The sequence below is a fragment of the Aeromonas ichthyocola genome (assembly GCF_046087985.1).
In the GTDB taxonomy this organism is placed as follows: Bacteria; Pseudomonadota; Gammaproteobacteria; order Enterobacterales; family Aeromonadaceae; genus Aeromonas; species Aeromonas rivipollensis.
Genome location: NZ_JBJSWH010000001.1, coordinates 947,119 through 964,709 on the forward strand (window position 1 = coordinate 947,119; position 17,591 = coordinate 964,709).

Genomic DNA, 17,591 nt, shown 5'->3' on the forward strand with positions numbered 1-17,591 from the left:
AAAAGAAGGGCGCCTGATGGCGCCCTTCTTGTTATCCATTATTTCAAACCTGTGCACACACTGTCGCGAGAAGGGCGTCAGCAAGGTTACAAGCTGCTCAGGAACCGGAGCATATAGACATACGTGAGCACTCTTTGGTTCCACATAAGCGAGCAGCACATGAGCCTTGATCACGCCCTCGCAGTAAGTGTGAGGACAGGTTTTTATCAGCCCTTGTAGATCTTGGGGTTGAACACATCCCGCAGCCAGTCACCCAGCAGGTTGATGACCAGCACCAGCACCACCAGGCAGATACCCGGGAAGGCGGTGATCCACCAGGAGCCGGAGAAGATGTAGTTGAAGCCCACGCTGATCAGCGACCCCAGTGATGGCTGGTCTACCGGCATGCCCAGCCCCAGGAAGGAGAGTGCCGCCTCGCTCATGATGGCGTTCGCCACCTGCACGGTTGAGATAACCAGGATGGGCGACAGGCAGTTCGGCAGTATGTGGCGGAACATGATGCGCGGGGCACGGAACCCCATCACCTGGGCCGCTTCCACGTACTCCTTCTTCTTCTCCGCCAGCACGGAGGCGCGCACCGTACGGGCATACTGGGGCCACTCGGCGATGCCGATGATCACCACCAGCATCAGGATGGCGAACTTAGAGTAGAACTCTGAGCCAAAGGTCGCCTGGAAGATGGCGGAGATGATGATCGCCACCATCATGGTGGAGAACGACAGCTGCACGTCGGCAAAGCGCATCAGCAGGTTGTCGATACGACCACCGAAGTAACCGGCGATCAGGCCGATGACGATGCCGAGCACCAGCTGCAGACCGACGGCGAACAGGCCTATGGTCAGCGAGATGCGGGCGCCATAGAGGATGGTGCTCCAGATGTCCCGTCCCTGGTTGTCGGTGCCGAGCCAGAAGCGCGCCTCGCCCCCTTCCAGCCAGGAGGGCGGCAGCTCCGCATCCATCAGATCGAAGCTGGTCTGGTCATAGACGTTGTGCGGTGCCAGCCAGGGCGCCAGCAGCGCCGCCAGTACGAACACCACAAACACCGCAAAGCTGAACATGGCTACCTTGTCCCGCAGGAAGTAGTAGACGATGTCAGAGTTCTTGAATCGCGCCCAACGGCTTGGGCTTGCAGTTACAGCATTAGTCATCTGTTACCCCTTGGCGGTCAGGTTGACGGTCGGGTTGATGAACCCGTAGAGCAGGTCGACCAGGGTATTGGTCACCACGAAGATAAGGCCCACGAAGATGACGTAAGCGGTGATCAGCGGGGTATCGACCCTGTGGATCGCCTCGAGGAACAGGAAACCCGTCCCCGGCCACTGGAACACGCTCTCGGTCAGTATGGTGTAGGCCACCATGGTGCCGATCTGCACGCCGCCGACGGTAATGACCGGCAGCATGGTGTTTTTGAGGGCGTGGCTGTAGTAGACCTTGTTGTTATCCAGCCCCTTGGCACGGGCGAACTTCACGTACTCGGAGGAGAGCTGCTCCAGCATCTCGGAGCGTACCAGCCGGATGAACAGCGGCAGCATGATGGAGGAGAGCGACACCGCAGGCAGGATCAGGTGCTTGATACCGTCCCAGGTAAAGAAGCCCGACTCCCAGCCCAGCAGGTTGTAGGTCTCACCACGGCCATAGGCCGGCAGCCAGCCCAGCTGGATGGAGAAGAGGTACATCAGCATGATAGCGGTCAGGAAGACCGGGATCGAGATGCCGATGCTGCTCACCGCCATGATGAGCTTGGTCAGGAAACTGCGTGGTCTTATCGCCGAATAAACCCCCAGCGGAATGGAGACCACGACGATGATGAGCGCGGCAGCAAACACCAGCTCAAGGGTAGCCACCAGCTTGTCGAGGATCACCTCGAGGGCCGGTCGCTTGAAGAAATAGGAGGTGCCCAGATCCCCTTGCACCGCGTTCTGCAAGAAGCGGCTGTATTTCACCAAAAAGGGATCATTGAGGCCCATTTTGTCGCGCAGCTCCTGGCGCACGGACTCGGAGACGGATTGTCCCACCAGCTCGCGCAGCGGATCCCCCAGGTTGTCCTGGATGGAGAAGGCGACCAGGCTGATGACGAACATCACTATCACGGCCTGATAGAACCGTTTCAGCAGGAATGTAAACATGCTTGTCCTTCTACGTGGCCTGTGTCTTGGCACAGGCTTCTGTTAATACGGGGCACCCATGGGCGCCCCGCCAGGTCCTTCCTTAGCGCTTCACTTACTTGTTGACCACCAGGTCACCCAGGTAAGGGAAGTTCATCACGTTGACCACAGGCTTGATGTCGACGTTCTTCTTGGCACCGTAGGCCAGGTCTTCCCAGTGCAAGGGCACGTAGGCAGCGTCGTCGATCAGCATGGCTTCCACCTTCTGCAGGATGGCGGCACGCTTGGCCGGATCGGTTTCGGTGTTCGCTTCCATCACCATCTTGTCAGCTTCTGCGTTGGCATAACCGCCGCAGTTGTACTGACCCATGCCGGTCTTGGCATCCTTGGTGAAGGTCAGGAACTCGAAGAAGTTCGCACTGTCTTCGGTGTCGGAGTGCCAGCCGATCAACTGCATGTCGGAGGCGCACTTGTCAAACTCGGGCCAGTACTGGGCAACCGGCATGGTCTTCAGATCCACCTTGATGTTGATCTTGGACAGCATGGCGGAGACGGCCTGGGCGATCTTGACGTCGTTGACGTAGCGGGCAGCTGGGGAGATGAAGGTCATCTTGAAGCCCTTCTCGTAACCGGCTTCCTTCATCAGCTCCTTGGCCTTGGCCAGATCATACTGGGGCTTGAGCGCCTCGTTGTAACCGGCATAGCCTTTCGGGCTCAGCTGGCCAGCGGGGGTACCGAAGCCCTTGTTGATCTTGTCGACTATGCCCACCTGGTTGATGGCGTAGTTGATTGCCTGACGCACGCGCTTGTCTTTCAGCGCCGGGTTGGTGTTCTGGTTCAGCTCGATGATGATGGCGCGGGTACCGGACAGGGTCACCAGCTGGGAATCCTTGCCGTTCTTCACGCGCTCCAGATCGTTCGGGGCAACCGGGTAGATCATGTCCACGTCACCACCCAGCAGGGCGGCTACGCGGGTCGCGTCTTCCTTGATCGGCACCACGGTCAGGTTCTGGACGTTGCCCTTGGAGGCCTTGTCCCAGTAGTTGGCGTTGCGGGCATACTCCAGCTTCACGCCCTGCTCGCGGAACTTGACGCTGAACGGACCAGTACCGGAAACATGGGTAGAGGCATAGGAGTCGCCGTTCTTGACGATGGCGGCCTTGTCCTTGCCGGCTTCATCCTTGCCGCTGTAGAACTTGGAGTCCATCGGGAAGATGTAGGTGACGGTCTGCAGCACCAGCGGGAACGGCTTGGCGGTGACGAGATCCACGGTGAAGTCATCCACCTTCTTGGCTTCGGCGATGGGGTCGAAGATCGCCTTAAAGTCCGGGGAGGCCTTCAGACGGTTGACTGTCCATACCACGTCATCTGCGGTGAAGTCGTTGCCGGAGTGGAACTTGACACCCTTGCGCAGGTGGAAACGGACGGTCTTGTCGTCGATGCGCTCATACTTCTCGGCCAGACGCGGCTCGAATTGCAGATCCTGGGTGTAACGCATCAGGGGATCGAACACCAGGTGAGACATCTCCAGGGTCTGACCGGAGAGCTGCTCCTGCGGGTCCAGCGAGGTGGCGTCAGAGGCGACGGCAACCTTGATGTCGGCGGCAGAAACGTTGAACGCGAGACCAGCGGCGAACAGCGCCATGGCGATCTTGGATAATCCTTTCTTCATGTCTTTCTCCATGCTTTTGGCTTTTTATTGACAGACAAACCGGCGAACCGGTGCTTTCCTAGCTTGCGATTTCCAGCCCCTCGCGGGACATTCCCTTAAATTCCGGCATGAGGGAGATCAGCTTGCGGCTGTACTCATGCTCGGCATTGGTAAACAGTTTTTCGGTCTCCGCGACCTCCACCAGGTGGCCGTGCTGCATCACGCCGATGCGATCGCACATCTGGCGGATGACCGGCAGATCGTGGCTGATGAACAGCATGGTGAGCCCAAGCTCCTGCTGCAAATCCTTGAGCAGGTTGAGGATCTGGGCCTGCACCGAGACATCCAGCGCCGAGGTGGGCTCGTCGCAGATGAGGAAGCGCGGCCGGGTCGCCAGGGCGCGGGCGATAGAGATGCGCTGACGCTGACCACCGGAGAACTCGTGGGGATACTTGACCCCTGCCCCGCGGCCGAGGCCGACGTGATCCAGCAGATCGCTCACTATGCCCTGGATCTGGCTCTCGCTGCTCGCCAGTTTGTGGAAGCGGATCGGCTCGGCGATGATGTCACGCACCTTCATACGCGGGTTCATCGAGGAGTAAGGGTTCTGGAACACCATCTGCATCTGGCGGCGCAGCGGGCGGCGCTCATGCTCCCCTTTCAGGGCGGTGAGGTCGATCCCCTCGAAGAAGATCTTGCCGGTATCGGGCGGATAGAGGCCTGTGATGGCACGGGCTATGGTGGATTTGCCGGAGCCCGACTCCCCCACCAGACCGAAGGTCTCCCCTTCGAAGATCTCGAAGCTGATGTTGTTGCAGGCGCGCACGTACTGGCGGCGGCTCGGGAAGATGGAATCCTTGGTGACGAACTTCAGATCCACATTCTCCACCCGCAGCAGGGCACCCTCATAGCTGCGCTCGTCCTGACTCTGGCCGAGCCAGTGGGTCTTGAGATCTATGCTGAGATCCGGCGCACCGGCATCCTCTATGTAGGAGACCAGGGGGAAGCGCACCAGCTTCACATCCGAGCGGGGCACCGCCGAGATGAGGCTGCGGGTATAGGGGTGGCTGGGGCGACCCAGCACCTGTTCTGTGGTGCCGAACTCAACCAGGTCCCCGCGATACATGACAGCCACCTTGTCGGTGACGTTGGAGACCACGCCCATGTCGTGGGTCACCAGCATGCAGCCCACCTGACGCTCCTTGCAGAGGTTGCGGATGAGCTGGAGGATCTGGTCCTGAATGGAGACATCCAGCGCCGTGGTCGGCTCATCGGCGATGATGAGCTCGGGATCCCCAGACAGCGCTATGGCGATGACCACCCGCTGGCGCATGCCACCGGAGAACTGGTGCGGGTACTGCTTGATGCGGATTTCCGGCTGAGGTATCCCGACCGCCCCCATCAGCTCGAGGGCCTTGGCAAAGGCCGCCTCGCGATTGAGATCAGTGTTGGCCAGTATGGTCTCCACCAACTGCTGTTCAACGGTGAACAGCGGATTGAGGGAGGTCATGGGATCCTGGAAGATGAAGCCGATACGGGAGCCACGGATGGCCCGCATCTCGTTCTGGCTCTTGCCGGAGATGAGCTCGCCGTTGAGGTAGATATCGCCACGGGCGATGCGACCGGGCGGGCTCAACAGATCGATGACGGCATTGCCTATGGTGGACTTGCCGGCACCTGATTCACCGACCACACCGACGATCTCGCCTTTTTCCACGGAAAAAGAGAGATCCTTGACCGCGGCCAGCACCCCATAGCGGGAGGGGTACTCGATCCGCAAGTTTTTCACTTCGAGCAAGGACATGGTTACCTCTGCGGGGGACATCCGTCCCAAATAATTCGTCCGTAAATCAGCCGCAGATGCTGGTTGTGCCTTGGTACTTATGTTGAGAGCTTGTCTTGTGTAATAAACGCTCAATCCATGAGGCAGCCAAACCAGCGATCCGGGCGGGTTTTTTGCATTTTTTTGGAATAACCCGCGAGTAAGTTAGTCGGTTTGCCCGCGGGTGTAAATGATCCAGTTATACAATTTCGCAATACTTTGCGCAGATAACGCACCGCCAGCAGCATAAATGATGACTATCATCACAAAAACAGAGATATGACCATAAAATGCTGATTGGTGCATTTTTAATTTCAACAAAACGTAACAAGCAGCATTTATCACTATTGACAAACAGTCTTAAGGCTTCGAATGAGTAGTGAATATTTATGTGAAATGATTTTTTAACGGCAGCATATGCCGATGAATGAAAATTAAGCAGATATATATCGGGGGATGCCAGCATGGCGCTCCCCCGGAAGTTGTGACCCTCAACCGAGCCAGTATGCCAGCAATTGCATACAAAGCAGGGCGAACAGACCGGCGATGAGGTCATCCAGCATGATGCCGAGCCCGCCATGGATGCGGCGATCGAACCAGGAGATGGGCCAGGGCTTGAGCACGTCGAACAGCCGGAACAGCACGAAGCCGGCCAGCACCCACTCCCAGCCGGCGGGCGCCGCTATCATGGTGACGCCGAAGCCTATCACCTCGTCCCAGACGATGGCACCGTGATCCGGCATGCCGATGGCATCGGTGGCCGCCTGGCAGATGCGAATGCCCGCCACGAACCCCACAGCCAGCAGGGCGATGAACCAGAGGGTCGGCAGACCGCTCACCAGCAGGTAGAGCGGAATGGCCACCAGGGTCCCCATGGTGCCCGGCGCCCTGGGGGAGAGACCGGCACCAAAGCCCAGCGCCAGGCAGTGGAGCGGGTTCTTCAGGCTCAGGCCTTTCAGCTCGGGCCTTATCTTGAAAAAGCTCATGCGAAGTGATCCCAGCCCTTGAGTTGCAGCTCCACCACTTGTTCGCGCGCAGATAGTCGATGCCCGGCTCACCCGCCACGATGCGGCCGATGCGGGTGAACTTGACCCCGCTGTGGCCAGCGCCGTATCCAGCGCACCGTGATGCTCTTGTGGCACCGTGAAGCAGAGCTCGTAGTCATCGCCACCAGCCAGCGCCAGCTGCCAGGCATCCCGTGCGGGCACGGCGTCCTGCAACACGGGCGAGAGGGGCAGCAGGTCCAGATCTATCTGGGCCCGCACACCGGACGCCTTGAGGATGTGACCGAGATCGGAAGCCAGGCCGTCGGAGAGATCCAGCGCGCTGCTTGCCAGCCCGCGCAGGGCCTGACCGGCCAGGATGCGGGGATGGGGATGATCGAGCCTGGGCAGCACGGCCGCCAGCTGGTTCTCGTTGAGGGTGCGTTTGCCCAGCAGATGGGAGAGGGCCAGGGCCGCATCCCCCAGGGTGCCGGTGACATAGATGCCGTCCCCTACCCTGGCGCCGCTGCGCATCAGGGCACGGCCGGTCGGCACGGATCCCTTCACCGAGACGGTGATGGAGAGTGGCCCGCGGGTCATGTCCCCCCCCACCAGGGCCACATTGTAATATTCGGCGAGCTCGAGGAACCCTTCCGCAAAGCCCGCGACCCAGGCCTCGTTGACGGCGGGCAGGGTCAGCGCCAGGGAGACCCAGCGCGGCTCGGCCCCCATGGCGGCGAGATCGGAGAGGTTGACCGCCAGCGCCTTGTAGCCCAGATCCACCGGATCCATGTCCGGGAAGAAGTGCACGCCGCTCACCAGGGTATCCGTGCTCACCGCCAGCATGGTATCGGCGGGCAGGGTCAGCAGGGCGCAGTCATCCCCTGGGCCCATCACCACGTCCTTGCGGGCGTGGGGGACCTTGAAGTACTTCTCAATCAGCTCAAATTCACCCATACAGTAAAAAGCCAGCGGTTAAGCTGGCTCCTCTCTTAGATGCTGTTGATGCGCTTGCTGCGACATCGTGATCAAGGCTCATCTGCTGCTCGGGCTCCTCATGTATCTCTATACACTCCGGCCCCTGCGCTGCTCTTCACCTTGCTGACGACTTCTCGCGACAGAGCATCTATCAGCACTGAATGCTGATGGACGGCGGGATCAACGCTTGGGCAGCGTCTTGATCACCTTGTCCAGTACACCGTTGACAAACTTGTGGCTGTCATCGGCGGCGAAGGCTTTGGCCAGCTCGATCGCTTCGTTGATCACCACACGCGGCGGCACATCATCACGACGGGTCAGCTCGTAGGTCGCCAGACGCAGGATCGCCTTGTCCACCATGTCCACTTCTTCCAGCGGACGGGAGAGGAAAGGTGAGAACACCTTGTCCAGCTCGTTGCAATGGACCGCTACCCCGAACAGCAGATCGCGGAAATAGCTCAGGTCCACACCCTTGGTGTCCTGATCGATCTTGAACTGCTCTTCGATGTCGCCCACGTTGGCCTGGGTCATCTGCCACTGGTAGATGGCCTGGGTGGCGCAATGGCGGGCCTTACGGCGCTCGGACGGTTTCAATGTACTTCTCCTCGTTACACGTCCAGCTGTTTCAGGACGTTGATCATTTCGAGCGCGCTCAGTGCAGCCTCTGCACCCTTGTTACCCGCCTTGGTACCGGCGCGCTCGATGGCTTGTTCAATGTTTTCAGTGGTCAATACGCCGAAGGCGACGGGAATTTCATACTCCATCATCACCTGGGCCAGCCCCTTGCCGTTCTCGCTCGCCACCAGTTCGAAGTGATAGGTGCCGCCACGGATGACGGTACCGAGCGCGACTATGGCGTCGTATTGACCGCTCTTGGCCAGCTTCTTGGCTGCCAGGGGAATTTCGACGGCACCCGGCACACGCACCAGGGTGAGATTGCTGTCCTGGACCTGGCCTTGACGCTTCAGCACGTCCAGCGCGCCGTTCACCAGGCTGTCATTGATGAAGCTGTTGAAACGGGCAACGACAATAGCAACACGCGCCTCGGGAGCGGCGATATTCCCTTCGATAATCTTCATTGGAAATCCTGTCTCTGTGCAATCAATAGGGGCCGGGGCCAAAAGTGCACGCATTCTAGCACAACAGAGCCGCGACAAAAAACCATGGCCGCAACGAGCGGCCATGATAGTCATTCAAGCCATCAGGGACTTGTTCGCCGACGTACTCCACCACCTCAAGGCCGAAGCCGCTGTAAGAGGGTGGTGTACTTCATCTAGCGAGTACCAGGGCGCTTACTCGCCGACGTACTCCACCACTTCAAGGCCGAAACCGCCTAGGGCATGGTATTTCTTCGGCGAGCTCAGCAGGCGCATCTTGCCGACCCCGAGCGCCTTGAGGATCTGGGAACCCACGCCGACCCGGCGCGAGGTGCCCTGCCACTTGGCCCCTTCCGGTGCCAGTCCCTTGTCGGCGGCTTCAAAGCCTTTGACCCGGGCCAGCAGCTCGGCGCCCTGGGCTTCGGCCCCCAGGATCACCAGCACACCGCCCTCTTCGGCGATGCGGGCCATGGATTTGGGCAGCGGCCAGCTGCGGGCGCTGTGGCGATCCGTCAGCAGCAGATCGCTCAGCACGTCGTGCAGATGGACCCGAACTAGGGTCGGCTGGTCGGCTTTCACCTCGCCTTTCTTGAGGGCGAAGTGCACCTGGTTGTCTATGGTGTCGCGGAAGGTGACCAGATCAAATTCCCCGAACTCGGTGGGCAGCTTGCACTCGGCCACCTTCTCCACCGTGGTCTCGTGCTGGTTGCGATACTCGATGAGGTCGGCGATGGTGCCGAGCTTGATGCCGTGCTGCTCGGCGAAGATCTCAAGGTCGGGACGGCGCGCCATGGTGCCATCCTCGTTGAGGATCTCGACGATGACGGAGGCCGCCTCGTAACCGGCCAGACGGGCCAGATCGCAGCCCGCTTCGGTGTGGCCGGCACGGGTCAGCACACCGCCATCCTGGGCCATCAGCGGGAAGATGTGGCCAGGCTGCACCAGATCGGCGGCCTTGGCGTTCGGTGCGACGGCGGCCTGTATGGTGACGGCACGATCGGCGGCTGAGATGCCGGTGGTCACCCCCTCGGCCGCTTCTATGGTCACGGTGAAGGCGGTGGAGAACTGGGCGTTGTTCCTGTCCACCATCAGCGGCAGCGCCAGCTGCTTGCAGCGATCCCGGGTCAGGGTCAGGCAGATCAAGCCCCTGCCGTAACGGGCCATGAAGTTGATATCCTCCGGACGGACACAGGAGGCGGCCATGATGAGGTCCCCTTCGTTCTCCCTGTCTTCGTCATCCATCAGGATCACCATTTTGCCCGCCTTGATATCGGCAATGATTTCCTGGGTTGTGCTCAGCGCCATGGGCTACTCCATCAACATGCTTGGGGATTGAGCCTGCCGGCTCGGCTTGATACTGCATCATTGTGTGCTAGATGGGGGCGCGGGGCCCCATTTCAATCGGAGCGGGATCACAGAACCTCGTTTTGGTGGCCAGCCGAGCGCCACCATCACAGAAAACCGGATCGGGCCAGGGTCTCCAGGGTAAGGCTGGATCCGCCCTGCTCCTGCGCCCTGCCCTGCATCAGCCGCTCCAGATAGCGGGCGATTTGATCCACCTCCAGGTTCACCCTGTGGCCCGGTTTCCAGCGGGCTATGGTGGTCTCCTGGGCGGTGTGGGGCACTATGGTCAGGCGAAAGAGATCCCCCTGCACGGCGTTGACCGTCAGACTGATGCCATCCACCGCAATCGACCCCTTCTCGGCTATGTAGCGAGAAAGTTCCTGTGGCGCCTGGATCCAGTACTCGATGGCGCGGCCGCTGCTGGACTTGCTCTTCACCTCGCCTATGCCATCCACGTGGCCCGAGACCAGGTGGCCACCGAGGCGGGAGCTCGGCATCAGCGCCTTCTCGAGATTCACCGGATCCCCCACCTTGGCCTCGGCAAAACCGGTGCGAGAGAGGGTCTCAAGGGAGACGTCCGCGGTGTAGCTCTTGTCCCCCAGGGCCACCACTGTGAGGCAGACGCCGTTGGTGGCGATGGAGTCGCCCAGCTTGACGTCGCCAAAGTCCAGGGTCGGTGCATGGACGGTGAGGGCCATGTCATCCCCCTGGCGGCGCAGGGCGGCCAGGGTGCCCATGGCTTCGATAATTCCGGTAAACATGCAGATCACCTTGATGATGACGGGGCCGAACCGGCCCCGATAGACAGTGAAAAATCAGGCAATTTTCGCTGTGATGCGAATGTCCTGCCCCACCAGGCGCACATCCTTGAGCTGGAGCTTGGGGGCCTGGAACAGCTTGGTCAACTCCGGCAGGTGGAACAGGCCGCGCCCCTCATCCCCCAGCAGCTTGGGGGCCTGATAGAGTACCAGCTCGTCCACCAGCCCCTTGGCCAGCAGGGCGCCGCACAACCTGGGGCCCGCCTCCACCAGCACAGAGTTGATGTTCTGCTTGGCCAGCAGCATGAAGAGGCTGACCAGATCCAGCTTGCCATCCAGCAGCGGCAGGGTCAGCTGCTGCACCCAGGCAGGCCAGTCCCCGTCGACCTTGTGACGGGCCAGCAGCACGGGGCTCTCGCTCTGGAACAGGGGCAGGTCAGGGGTGAGCCGGTTCCGGGAATCGACGATGACCCGCAGCGGCTGGCGCAGGGTCTCCCTGGGATAGCTTGCCTTGACCGAGGCCGGCAGCTCGTCCCAGCGCACGTTGAGGGAGGCGCCGTCGGCCAGCACAGTCTCGGCGCTGGAGAGCACGGCATCGTGGCGGGCACGCAGCCGCTGCACGTCGCGGCGCGCCTCCGGAGAGGTGATCCACTGGCTCTCGCTGCTCGCCATGGCCGTGCGACCGTCCAGGCTGGCGCCGAGCTTGACCGTCACCTGCGGGAAGGCGGTGCGCATCCGCTTGAAGAAGCCCGGATTGAGGGCCTCGGCCTCGGCGCTGAGCAGGCCGAAGTCGGTCTTGATGCCCGCCTCGGAGAGCATGCGCAGGCCGCGCCCCCCCACCTGGGGATTGGGATCCACCATGGCCGCCACCACCCGGGTCACCCCGGCCTTGATCAGCGCCTCGGCGCAGGGAGGGGTGCGACCGTGATGGGAGCAGGGCTCCAGGGTCACATAGGCGGTGGCGCCGCGGGCCTCTTCACCGGCGGCATGCAGGGCATAGACCTCGGCATGGGGTTCACCGGCACGCTGGTGCCAGCCCTCCCCCACCACAACGCCGGCCTTCACCAGCACGGCGCCGACGCAAGGGTTGGGGGCCGTGGTGTAACGGCCGCGGCGGGCCAGTTCGAGGGCCCGACTCATCCATTGGTAATCATCTTGACTAAACATCTGGGCTCCCGTTCAAAGCGAGAAAATGGGCGTTGCAGGTTCGATTAGCGCAGCGTGATCGGACATTGGGAAGCTTGTTTCTCCAGCTTGGCGATCTCTTCACCGCTTCTTGTCATAAACAAGGCGGATGTCCTCGAAGCTGCGATAGGTGGAAACGAAGCGGATATCACCTTGCCCACCCGATAGCATTACTTCTCCAGCTTGGCGATCTCTTCGCCGAATTCGCGGATGTCCTCGAAGCTGCGATAGACGGAGGCGAAGCGGATATAGGCCACCTTGTCCAGGCTCTTGAGCTCATCCATCACCAGGTTGCCCACCAGCTGGGAGGCGACTTCGCGCTCGCCGGTGGCACGCAGCCGGGACTTGATGTGATTGACCCCCTTTTCGATGGCCTCCATGCTCACCGGCCGCTTCTCCAGGGCCCGCAGTATGCCGGCCCGCAGCTTGTCTTCATTGAAGGGCTCGCGGGAGCCGTTGGACTTGATGACTCGGGGCATCACCAGCTCGGCCATCTCGAAGGTGGTGAAGCGCTCGTGGCAGAGCAGGCATTCACGACGGCGGCGCACCTGATGGCCTTCTGCCACCAGACGGGAGTCGATCACCTTGGTATCAACGGCACTACAGAAAGGGCAATGCATCTGACCTCCGGCGTTAACGGAAAAGGCACCTGCCCCGCGGGGTCAGGATCTTGGCCGGCCAGTGTAGCACGGCCATCCAAAGCCGGTAAAAGCCCAGAAAAAACAATGCCACCCTAAGGTGGCATTGGTCTCAAACCAGACTGTCTGGCCGATCAGGCATAGACAGGGAAACGGCGGCAGATGTCCAGCACCTTCTCGCGAACTGTGGCCAGCACGGCGTCGTTGTCGTGGTTGTCCAGCACGTCGCAGATCCAGTTGGTCAGCTCGATGGACTCGGCTTCCTTGAAACCACGGCGGGTGATGGCCGGGGTACCGATCCGCACACCCGAGGTGACGAAGGGGGAACGCGGGTCGTTCGGCACAGAGTTCTTGTTGACTGTGATGTTGGCCTTGCCAAGGGCGGCATCGGCTTCTTTACCGGTCAGCTCGCGGCCGATCAGATCCACCAGCATCAGATGGTTGTCGGTACCGCCGGAGACGATCTTGTAGCCGCGCTCCATGAAGGTGGCGGCCATGGCCTTGGCGTTTTTCACGACCTGGGCCTGATAGGTCTTGAACCCTGGCTCCAACGCTTCCTTGAAGGCCACGGCCTTGCCGGCGATGACGTGCATCAGCGGGCCACCCTGACCACCCGGGAAGACGGCGGAGTTCAGCTTCTTGTACAGATCTTCGTCGTCAGCGGCGGAGAGGATCAGACCACCACGGGGACCGGCCAGGGTCTTGTGGGTGGTGGAGGTGACCACGTGGGCGTGGGGCACCGGGTTCGGGTAGACGCCTGCGGCAATCAGACCGGCCACGTGAGCCATGTCGACGAACAGGTAAGCACCGATCTTGTCGGCGATTTCGCGCATGCGGGCCCAGTCGACAATGCCGGAGTAGGCGGAGAAGCCACCGATCATCATCTTCGGCTTGTGCTCGACGGCCAGGCGCTCCATCTCGTCATAGTCGATCTTGCCGGACTCATCGATGCCGTAGGGGATGATGTTGTACAGCTTGCCGGAGAAGTTGACGGGGGAGCCGTGGGTCAGGTGACCACCGTGGGCCAGATTCATGCCCAGCACTGTGTCGCCCGGCTGCAGCAGGGCCATGTAGACGGCGCTGTTGGCCTGGGAACCAGAGTGCGGCTGCACGTTGGCATAGGTGGCACCAAACAGTTCCTTGGCGCGCTCGATGGCCAGGGTTTCGACCACGTCGACGTACTCGCAACCGCCGTAGTAACGCTTGGCCGGGTAGCCTTCAGCGTACTTGTTGGTCAATTGGGAGCCCTGGGCTTCCATGACGCGGGGGCTGGTGTAGTTCTCAGACGCGATCAGCTCGATATGTTCTTCCTGACGACGGGTTTCGTCTGTGATGGCCTGCCACAGCTCTGGATCATAGCCGGCGATGGTCATGTCACGTTTCAACATCCGTTTATCTCCTGAAAATCGTTTGCGCGATAGGTGAAGTGGGCCCGCGCATTGTAACGTGAGCTGGATCAAAGAGACAGTCCAACCACCCAAAAACTTGTTTATAAAATGTAAAATACGTCGCAATTTTCGAAGCCGGACGCCCCTCTTCCCCCTTGCCTCTCGCGGGGCCCGTACGCCCTGCGCCGACTTGCCCCCTCCTCAGGCGCCCGACGCTCCTGCCTGACCCGCCCTCCGAGTCTTCCCCAGTGAAGGGCAAAAACCAGAGCCAGATCATGGATATAGAATTTACTAACAGATAACATCTTTAGACAGCGCAGCGGTTGCGAAGCCTGGCGAGCGGCCATGGGCTGGCAACGGCAGGGCCCTTTGGCGCACAGGGTCACACCAGAGCCCTGCATTTGCCTCTCTCACCACAAGGGGGAACTCCACCATGGATCATCTGATGCTGTTTGTGATTGTCGCTGTCTTTGCCATCTTCTATTGGGTCTACTACACCGGCAGTCGCAAGGGCGCCTGCCCCACCAGCTGGGAGGCGCTGCCCACCCGGGCGCAGTACCTGGCGGCCCACCCCGAGGCCGTCGATGGCGATATCATCTTCTGCATCCATTGCGGCCACCATCAGCAGCTCGAGGTGGGGGTGGTGCACCAGGCCGACTACCGGCGCCAGCACATCTGCCCCCGCTGCAAACAGGCGCTCTATAGAGACGAGGAGCAGGAAGAAAGCGGCGGAGAAACCGTCGGCAGCAGACCAGGCTGAGGCTCATGCCGGGGCCGACAGCTGCCTCTCCTGCCACGCCTTGAGCGTCGCCACCGCCGTATCAAACTCCCCGGCCAGCCCCGCAGGATCACCCTCCCCCGCCTCCAGGGCGGCGCACTGCGCGGCAAAGTCATCCAACCCGAGTGCCAGGGCACTGCCCTTGAGCTTGTGGGCCATCCCCTTGCGCTCTTCCCCCTCGCACCGCACCAGCGCGGCCACCAGGGCCGCCCCCTGGGATTCAAACAATCCGATGAGCTGACGGATGCGCTGGCTGCCGAGCAAGGCCAGATCCGCGTCCAGCACTGGGTTGGCGGCCTGCGGGGCGGGCGGGTTGACGGTGCCCTCCCTCGCGCCCGGCGGGGCCTGCGTTGTCTCTCCCTGGAACTGCCGGTCGATGGCGCTGGCCAGCGCCGCCAGACGCACCGGTTTGCCGACAAAGTCCGCAAAGCCCGCCTCCAGACAGAGACGGATATCCTCGGGGTACATCTGGGCCGAGATGGCGATGGCCGGCAGGGGACGCTCGTGCACCTCCTCGCTGATGGCGGCCAGATCCTCGCGCAGGGTCAGGCCATCCATGTCCGGCAGGTTGATGTCGAGCAGCGCCAGATCGAAACCCCGCTCTGTCACCCGCGCCAGGGCCGAACGCCCGTCTTCCGCCAGGGTGACACTGTGGCCTAGGCGCACCAGCATGCCCTGCGCCACCAGCCGGTTGATCTCGTTGTCCTCCACCAGCAGGATGTCGCGAGGCTGGCCGAGATGCAGCGGCTGGGCCGCGGCCGGCAGCTGAGCGGCCGAGCGTTGCAGGGGCAGGCTGAAGCTGAAGCGGCAACCCTCCCCGGGCCGGCTGTCGAGGCGCAGCTCGCCCCCCATGGCGGCCACCAGCTTGCGACTGATGGCAAGCCCGAGCCCTGTGCCCCCCTGGTGCCCCATGTCCCGCTTGCGCTGGCGGAACGCCTCGAACACCGCCTCCTGCTCATGCTCCGGAATGCCGGGGCCGGTATCGCTCACCACGAACAGGATGCAGGGCTCGGCGCAGGGGCCACCGCATGGGAGGGGGCTGACCTCGAGGCAGATCCGCCCCCTGGCGGTGAACTTGACCGCGTTGCCCAAGAGGTTCCCGAGCACCTGGCGCAGCTTGCCCAGATCCCCTTCCACCACGGGGGGCAGGCCGGGGGCATATTCCAGCACCAGAGCCACTCCCCTGGCCTCTGCCTTGGGCCTGAACAGGGCGCTCAGCTCATCCACCAACTGATGCAGCGGGAAGGGTTCCCGGCGCGCCTCCACGTGACCCGCTTCAATCTTGGAGTAGTCGAGGATGTCGTTGAGGATCTCCAGCAAAGATTCGCCGCTGTGCTCTATGGCGGCCAGATAGCGCCGCTGTGTCTCGCTGAGATGGGTATCCTCCAGCAGGGTCAGGCCCCCCAGAATGCCATTCATGGGGGTGCGAATTTCATGACTCATGGTGGCGAGGAAGACCGACTTGGCCCTATTGGCCTGCTCCGCCTCGGCGCGGGCCAGGCGCTGGTTCTCCACCTCTTCGTTGAGGCGCAGGTTGGCATGGCTGAGCTGGCGGGTGCGCTCCACCACCCGCGACTCCAGCTCCCGCTGGTAGCGACCCAGTTCGACCGCGTTGTCACGAAACACCTGCAGGGCCCGGCCCAGCTCCGCCAGCTCATCGCGCCCGGTGCTGGCGACAGGGGCAAGGGGGGCCAGATCCCCACGCGCCAACCGGCTCATCCCCGCCACCGCGTGTTGCAGCGGCCAGACGATGCGGCCGTAGACCATGCGCCACATCAACAGCATCAGCAGTACCAGGGTGAGCAGGCCTATCCCCATCAGGGCCTGCTCCAGCAGCCTGAGGCGCTGGCTTAGCGCCTGCTGGCTCTGCCCCAGTGAATCGCGGGCGTCATCGACCAGCTCACCGACCTGCTGGTTGAGGCTGCTCATCAGGGCCTCATTGGCTGGCCAGCACCCGCAGCGCCTCCCCACTTGCCGAGCCATTGACGGCGCAGTTGCACGAACTTGGCACTCTGCGCCAGCACGGTCAGCGCCTGCTCCACCGCCTGCCGGCGGGCCGGATCGGTCACTGCCCCGGCCCGCAGTTGGATCACCGCCAGCTCCCGCTGCCCCTCAACCAATAGGCGTTTGCAATTGTTCCGGACTTCGGCACGCCACAACTCTTCGATGCGCTGCTGTTGCATCAGGGTGCGATGACGCAGCTCCGTCATCTGCTCCAGCCAGTCGAGATCCTGCTCCAGCAGGGTATCAAGCGTCCTGAGCGGGCGGCCTGCCCCCCTCAGGCGGTAGAGGCCGCCGATGTTGGCCACCGTCACGGTTTCGGCATTCTCCATCTGGCTGCGGGCCAGCTCGGCGACCTCGCCCGCCGCCGCCACCAGTTCGGGCCCGCTGCGCCTCCCCTGCGCCATCAGGGTCAGGCGCTCCCCCACCAGCCAGCCCTGCTGTCCCAGGTTGCCCGATATGCTCTGACTGAGCTGATCGAGAGCTGCTCCTGAACCCTGCCCACGCCAAGCTGCCAGCAGGCGCTGCATCTGCTGCCCCTGCAGGGTGAGCAAGCGCCCCTGATGCTCCCGCTCCGCCTCGCTGGTTGCGGTGGCCAGCAGCCGCGACGCGCTCTGGATGTCGCCGCTGAGGCTGGGCCAGCGTCACGGGCACCGTCCAGGGTCAGCAGGTCTGCTGCACCCCTTGCTCCAACTGGCGCAGATGGCTAAGCCCCACCCAGCCCAGCAGGGAGGCGGTCAGGGTCAGCAGGGCCATCAGGGAGAAGGCGAGCAGCAACTTGCCACCCCAGGCCGGAAAAGATTCGCACGGGAAGTCCCTTGGTTGTCACGGCTTTGACCGGATAATATGGCCTCACACTTTAA

The 17,591-nt window shown here is 62.0% G+C and carries 13 protein-coding genes and 2 pseudogenes; 1 reads left to right on the forward strand and 14 read right to left on the reverse strand.

The genetic code is table 11. The features are described 5' to 3' along the window. Positions 1–206: 206 nt before the first annotated feature. The 13 genes and pseudogenes from ACF2JD_RS04565 to glyA all read right to left on the reverse strand — a co-directional run bounded on the left by ACF2JD_RS04565 (position 207) and on the right by glyA (position 13,949). On the reverse strand, positions 207–1,148 hold the full coding sequence (locus tag ACF2JD_RS04565; RefSeq protein WP_025326038.1) for an ABC transporter permease: 942 nt from the start codon (positions 1,146–1,148) through the stop codon (positions 207–209). A 3-nt stretch (positions 1,149–1,151) separates the two neighbouring features. Next, positions 1,152–2,126 carry an ABC transporter permease gene (locus tag ACF2JD_RS04570; RefSeq protein ID WP_106887628.1) on the reverse strand — a complete coding sequence of 325 codons (975 nt, stop codon included), beginning with the start codon at positions 2,124–2,126 and terminating at the stop codon, positions 1,152–1,154. Positions 2,127–2,220: 94 nt separating this feature from the next. Next, complete coding sequence (locus tag ACF2JD_RS04575) at positions 2,221–3,777, reverse strand: ABC transporter substrate-binding protein (RefSeq protein WP_106887629.1); 1,557 nt, start codon at positions 3,775–3,777, stop codon at positions 2,221–2,223. A gap of 58 nt (positions 3,778–3,835) precedes the next feature. Further along, the gene (locus ACF2JD_RS04580; RefSeq protein WP_106887630.1) at positions 3,836–5,560 is read right to left on the reverse strand and encodes a dipeptide ABC transporter ATP-binding protein; all 1,725 of its coding nucleotides are present in this window, start codon (positions 5,558–5,560) and stop codon (positions 3,836–3,838) included. A gap of 509 nt (positions 5,561–6,069) precedes the next feature. Beyond that, positions 6,070–6,564, reverse strand: a complete 495-nt coding sequence (locus ACF2JD_RS04585) for a phosphatidylglycerophosphatase A (protein ID WP_440986843.1) — start codon at positions 6,562–6,564, stop codon at positions 6,070–6,072. Then, positions 6,561–7,518 (reverse strand): annotated as a pseudogene (thiL, locus tag ACF2JD_RS04590) (thiamine-phosphate kinase). Before thiL ends, ACF2JD_RS04585 begins: the two are co-directional and overlap by 4 nt. A gap of 201 nt (positions 7,519–7,719) precedes the next feature. Next, positions 7,720–8,133: a transcription antitermination factor NusB gene (nusB, locus tag ACF2JD_RS04595; RefSeq protein WP_025326032.1), complete on the reverse strand. Its 414-nt coding sequence runs from the start codon at positions 8,131–8,133 to the stop codon at positions 7,720–7,722. Positions 8,134–8,147: 14 nt separating this feature from the next. Continuing rightward, the gene (gene ribH, locus ACF2JD_RS04600; RefSeq protein ID WP_106887633.1) at positions 8,148–8,618 is read right to left on the reverse strand and encodes a 6,7-dimethyl-8-ribityllumazine synthase; all 471 of its coding nucleotides are present in this window, start codon (positions 8,616–8,618) and stop codon (positions 8,148–8,150) included. Positions 8,619–8,831: 213 nt separating this feature from the next. After that, entirely contained in the window at positions 8,832–9,941 is a 1,110-nt protein-coding gene (ribBA, locus tag ACF2JD_RS04605) for a bifunctional 3,4-dihydroxy-2-butanone-4-phosphate synthase/GTP cyclohydrolase II (protein ID WP_440986844.1), read from the reverse strand. A gap of 146 nt (positions 9,942–10,087) precedes the next feature. Next, positions 10,088–10,741 carry a riboflavin synthase gene (locus tag ACF2JD_RS04610; protein ID WP_440986845.1) on the reverse strand — a complete coding sequence of 218 codons (654 nt, stop codon included), beginning with the start codon at positions 10,739–10,741 and terminating at the stop codon, positions 10,088–10,090. Positions 10,742–10,795: 54 nt separating this feature from the next. Further along, complete coding sequence (gene ribD, locus ACF2JD_RS04615) at positions 10,796–11,905, reverse strand: bifunctional diaminohydroxyphosphoribosylaminopyrimidine deaminase/5-amino-6-(5-phosphoribosylamino)uracil reductase RibD (protein ID WP_440986846.1); 1,110 nt, start codon at positions 11,903–11,905, stop codon at positions 10,796–10,798. Between the two features lie 188 nt (positions 11,906–12,093). After that, a complete protein-coding gene (nrdR, locus tag ACF2JD_RS04620) occupies positions 12,094–12,543 on the reverse strand; it encodes a transcriptional regulator NrdR (protein ID WP_025326027.1) in 450 nt (149 codons plus the stop codon). A gap of 152 nt (positions 12,544–12,695) precedes the next feature. Beyond that, a complete protein-coding gene (gene glyA / locus ACF2JD_RS04625) occupies positions 12,696–13,949 on the reverse strand; it encodes a serine hydroxymethyltransferase (RefSeq protein ID WP_106887638.1) in 1,254 nt (417 codons plus the stop codon). A gap of 433 nt (positions 13,950–14,382) precedes the next feature. Here glyA and ACF2JD_RS04630 point away from each other — a divergent pair, with 433 nt between their 5' ends. Then, the gene (locus ACF2JD_RS04630) at positions 14,383–14,709 is read left to right on the forward strand and encodes a hypothetical protein (RefSeq protein ID WP_262108544.1); all 327 of its coding nucleotides are present in this window, start codon (positions 14,383–14,385) and stop codon (positions 14,707–14,709) included. 3 nt (positions 14,710–14,712) lie between these two features. Here ACF2JD_RS04630 and torS read toward each other — a convergent pair. Further along, positions 14,713–17,536: pseudogene (gene torS, locus ACF2JD_RS04635) on the reverse strand (TMAO reductase system sensor histidine kinase/response regulator TorS). Between the last annotated feature and the right edge of the window lie 55 nt (positions 17,537–17,591).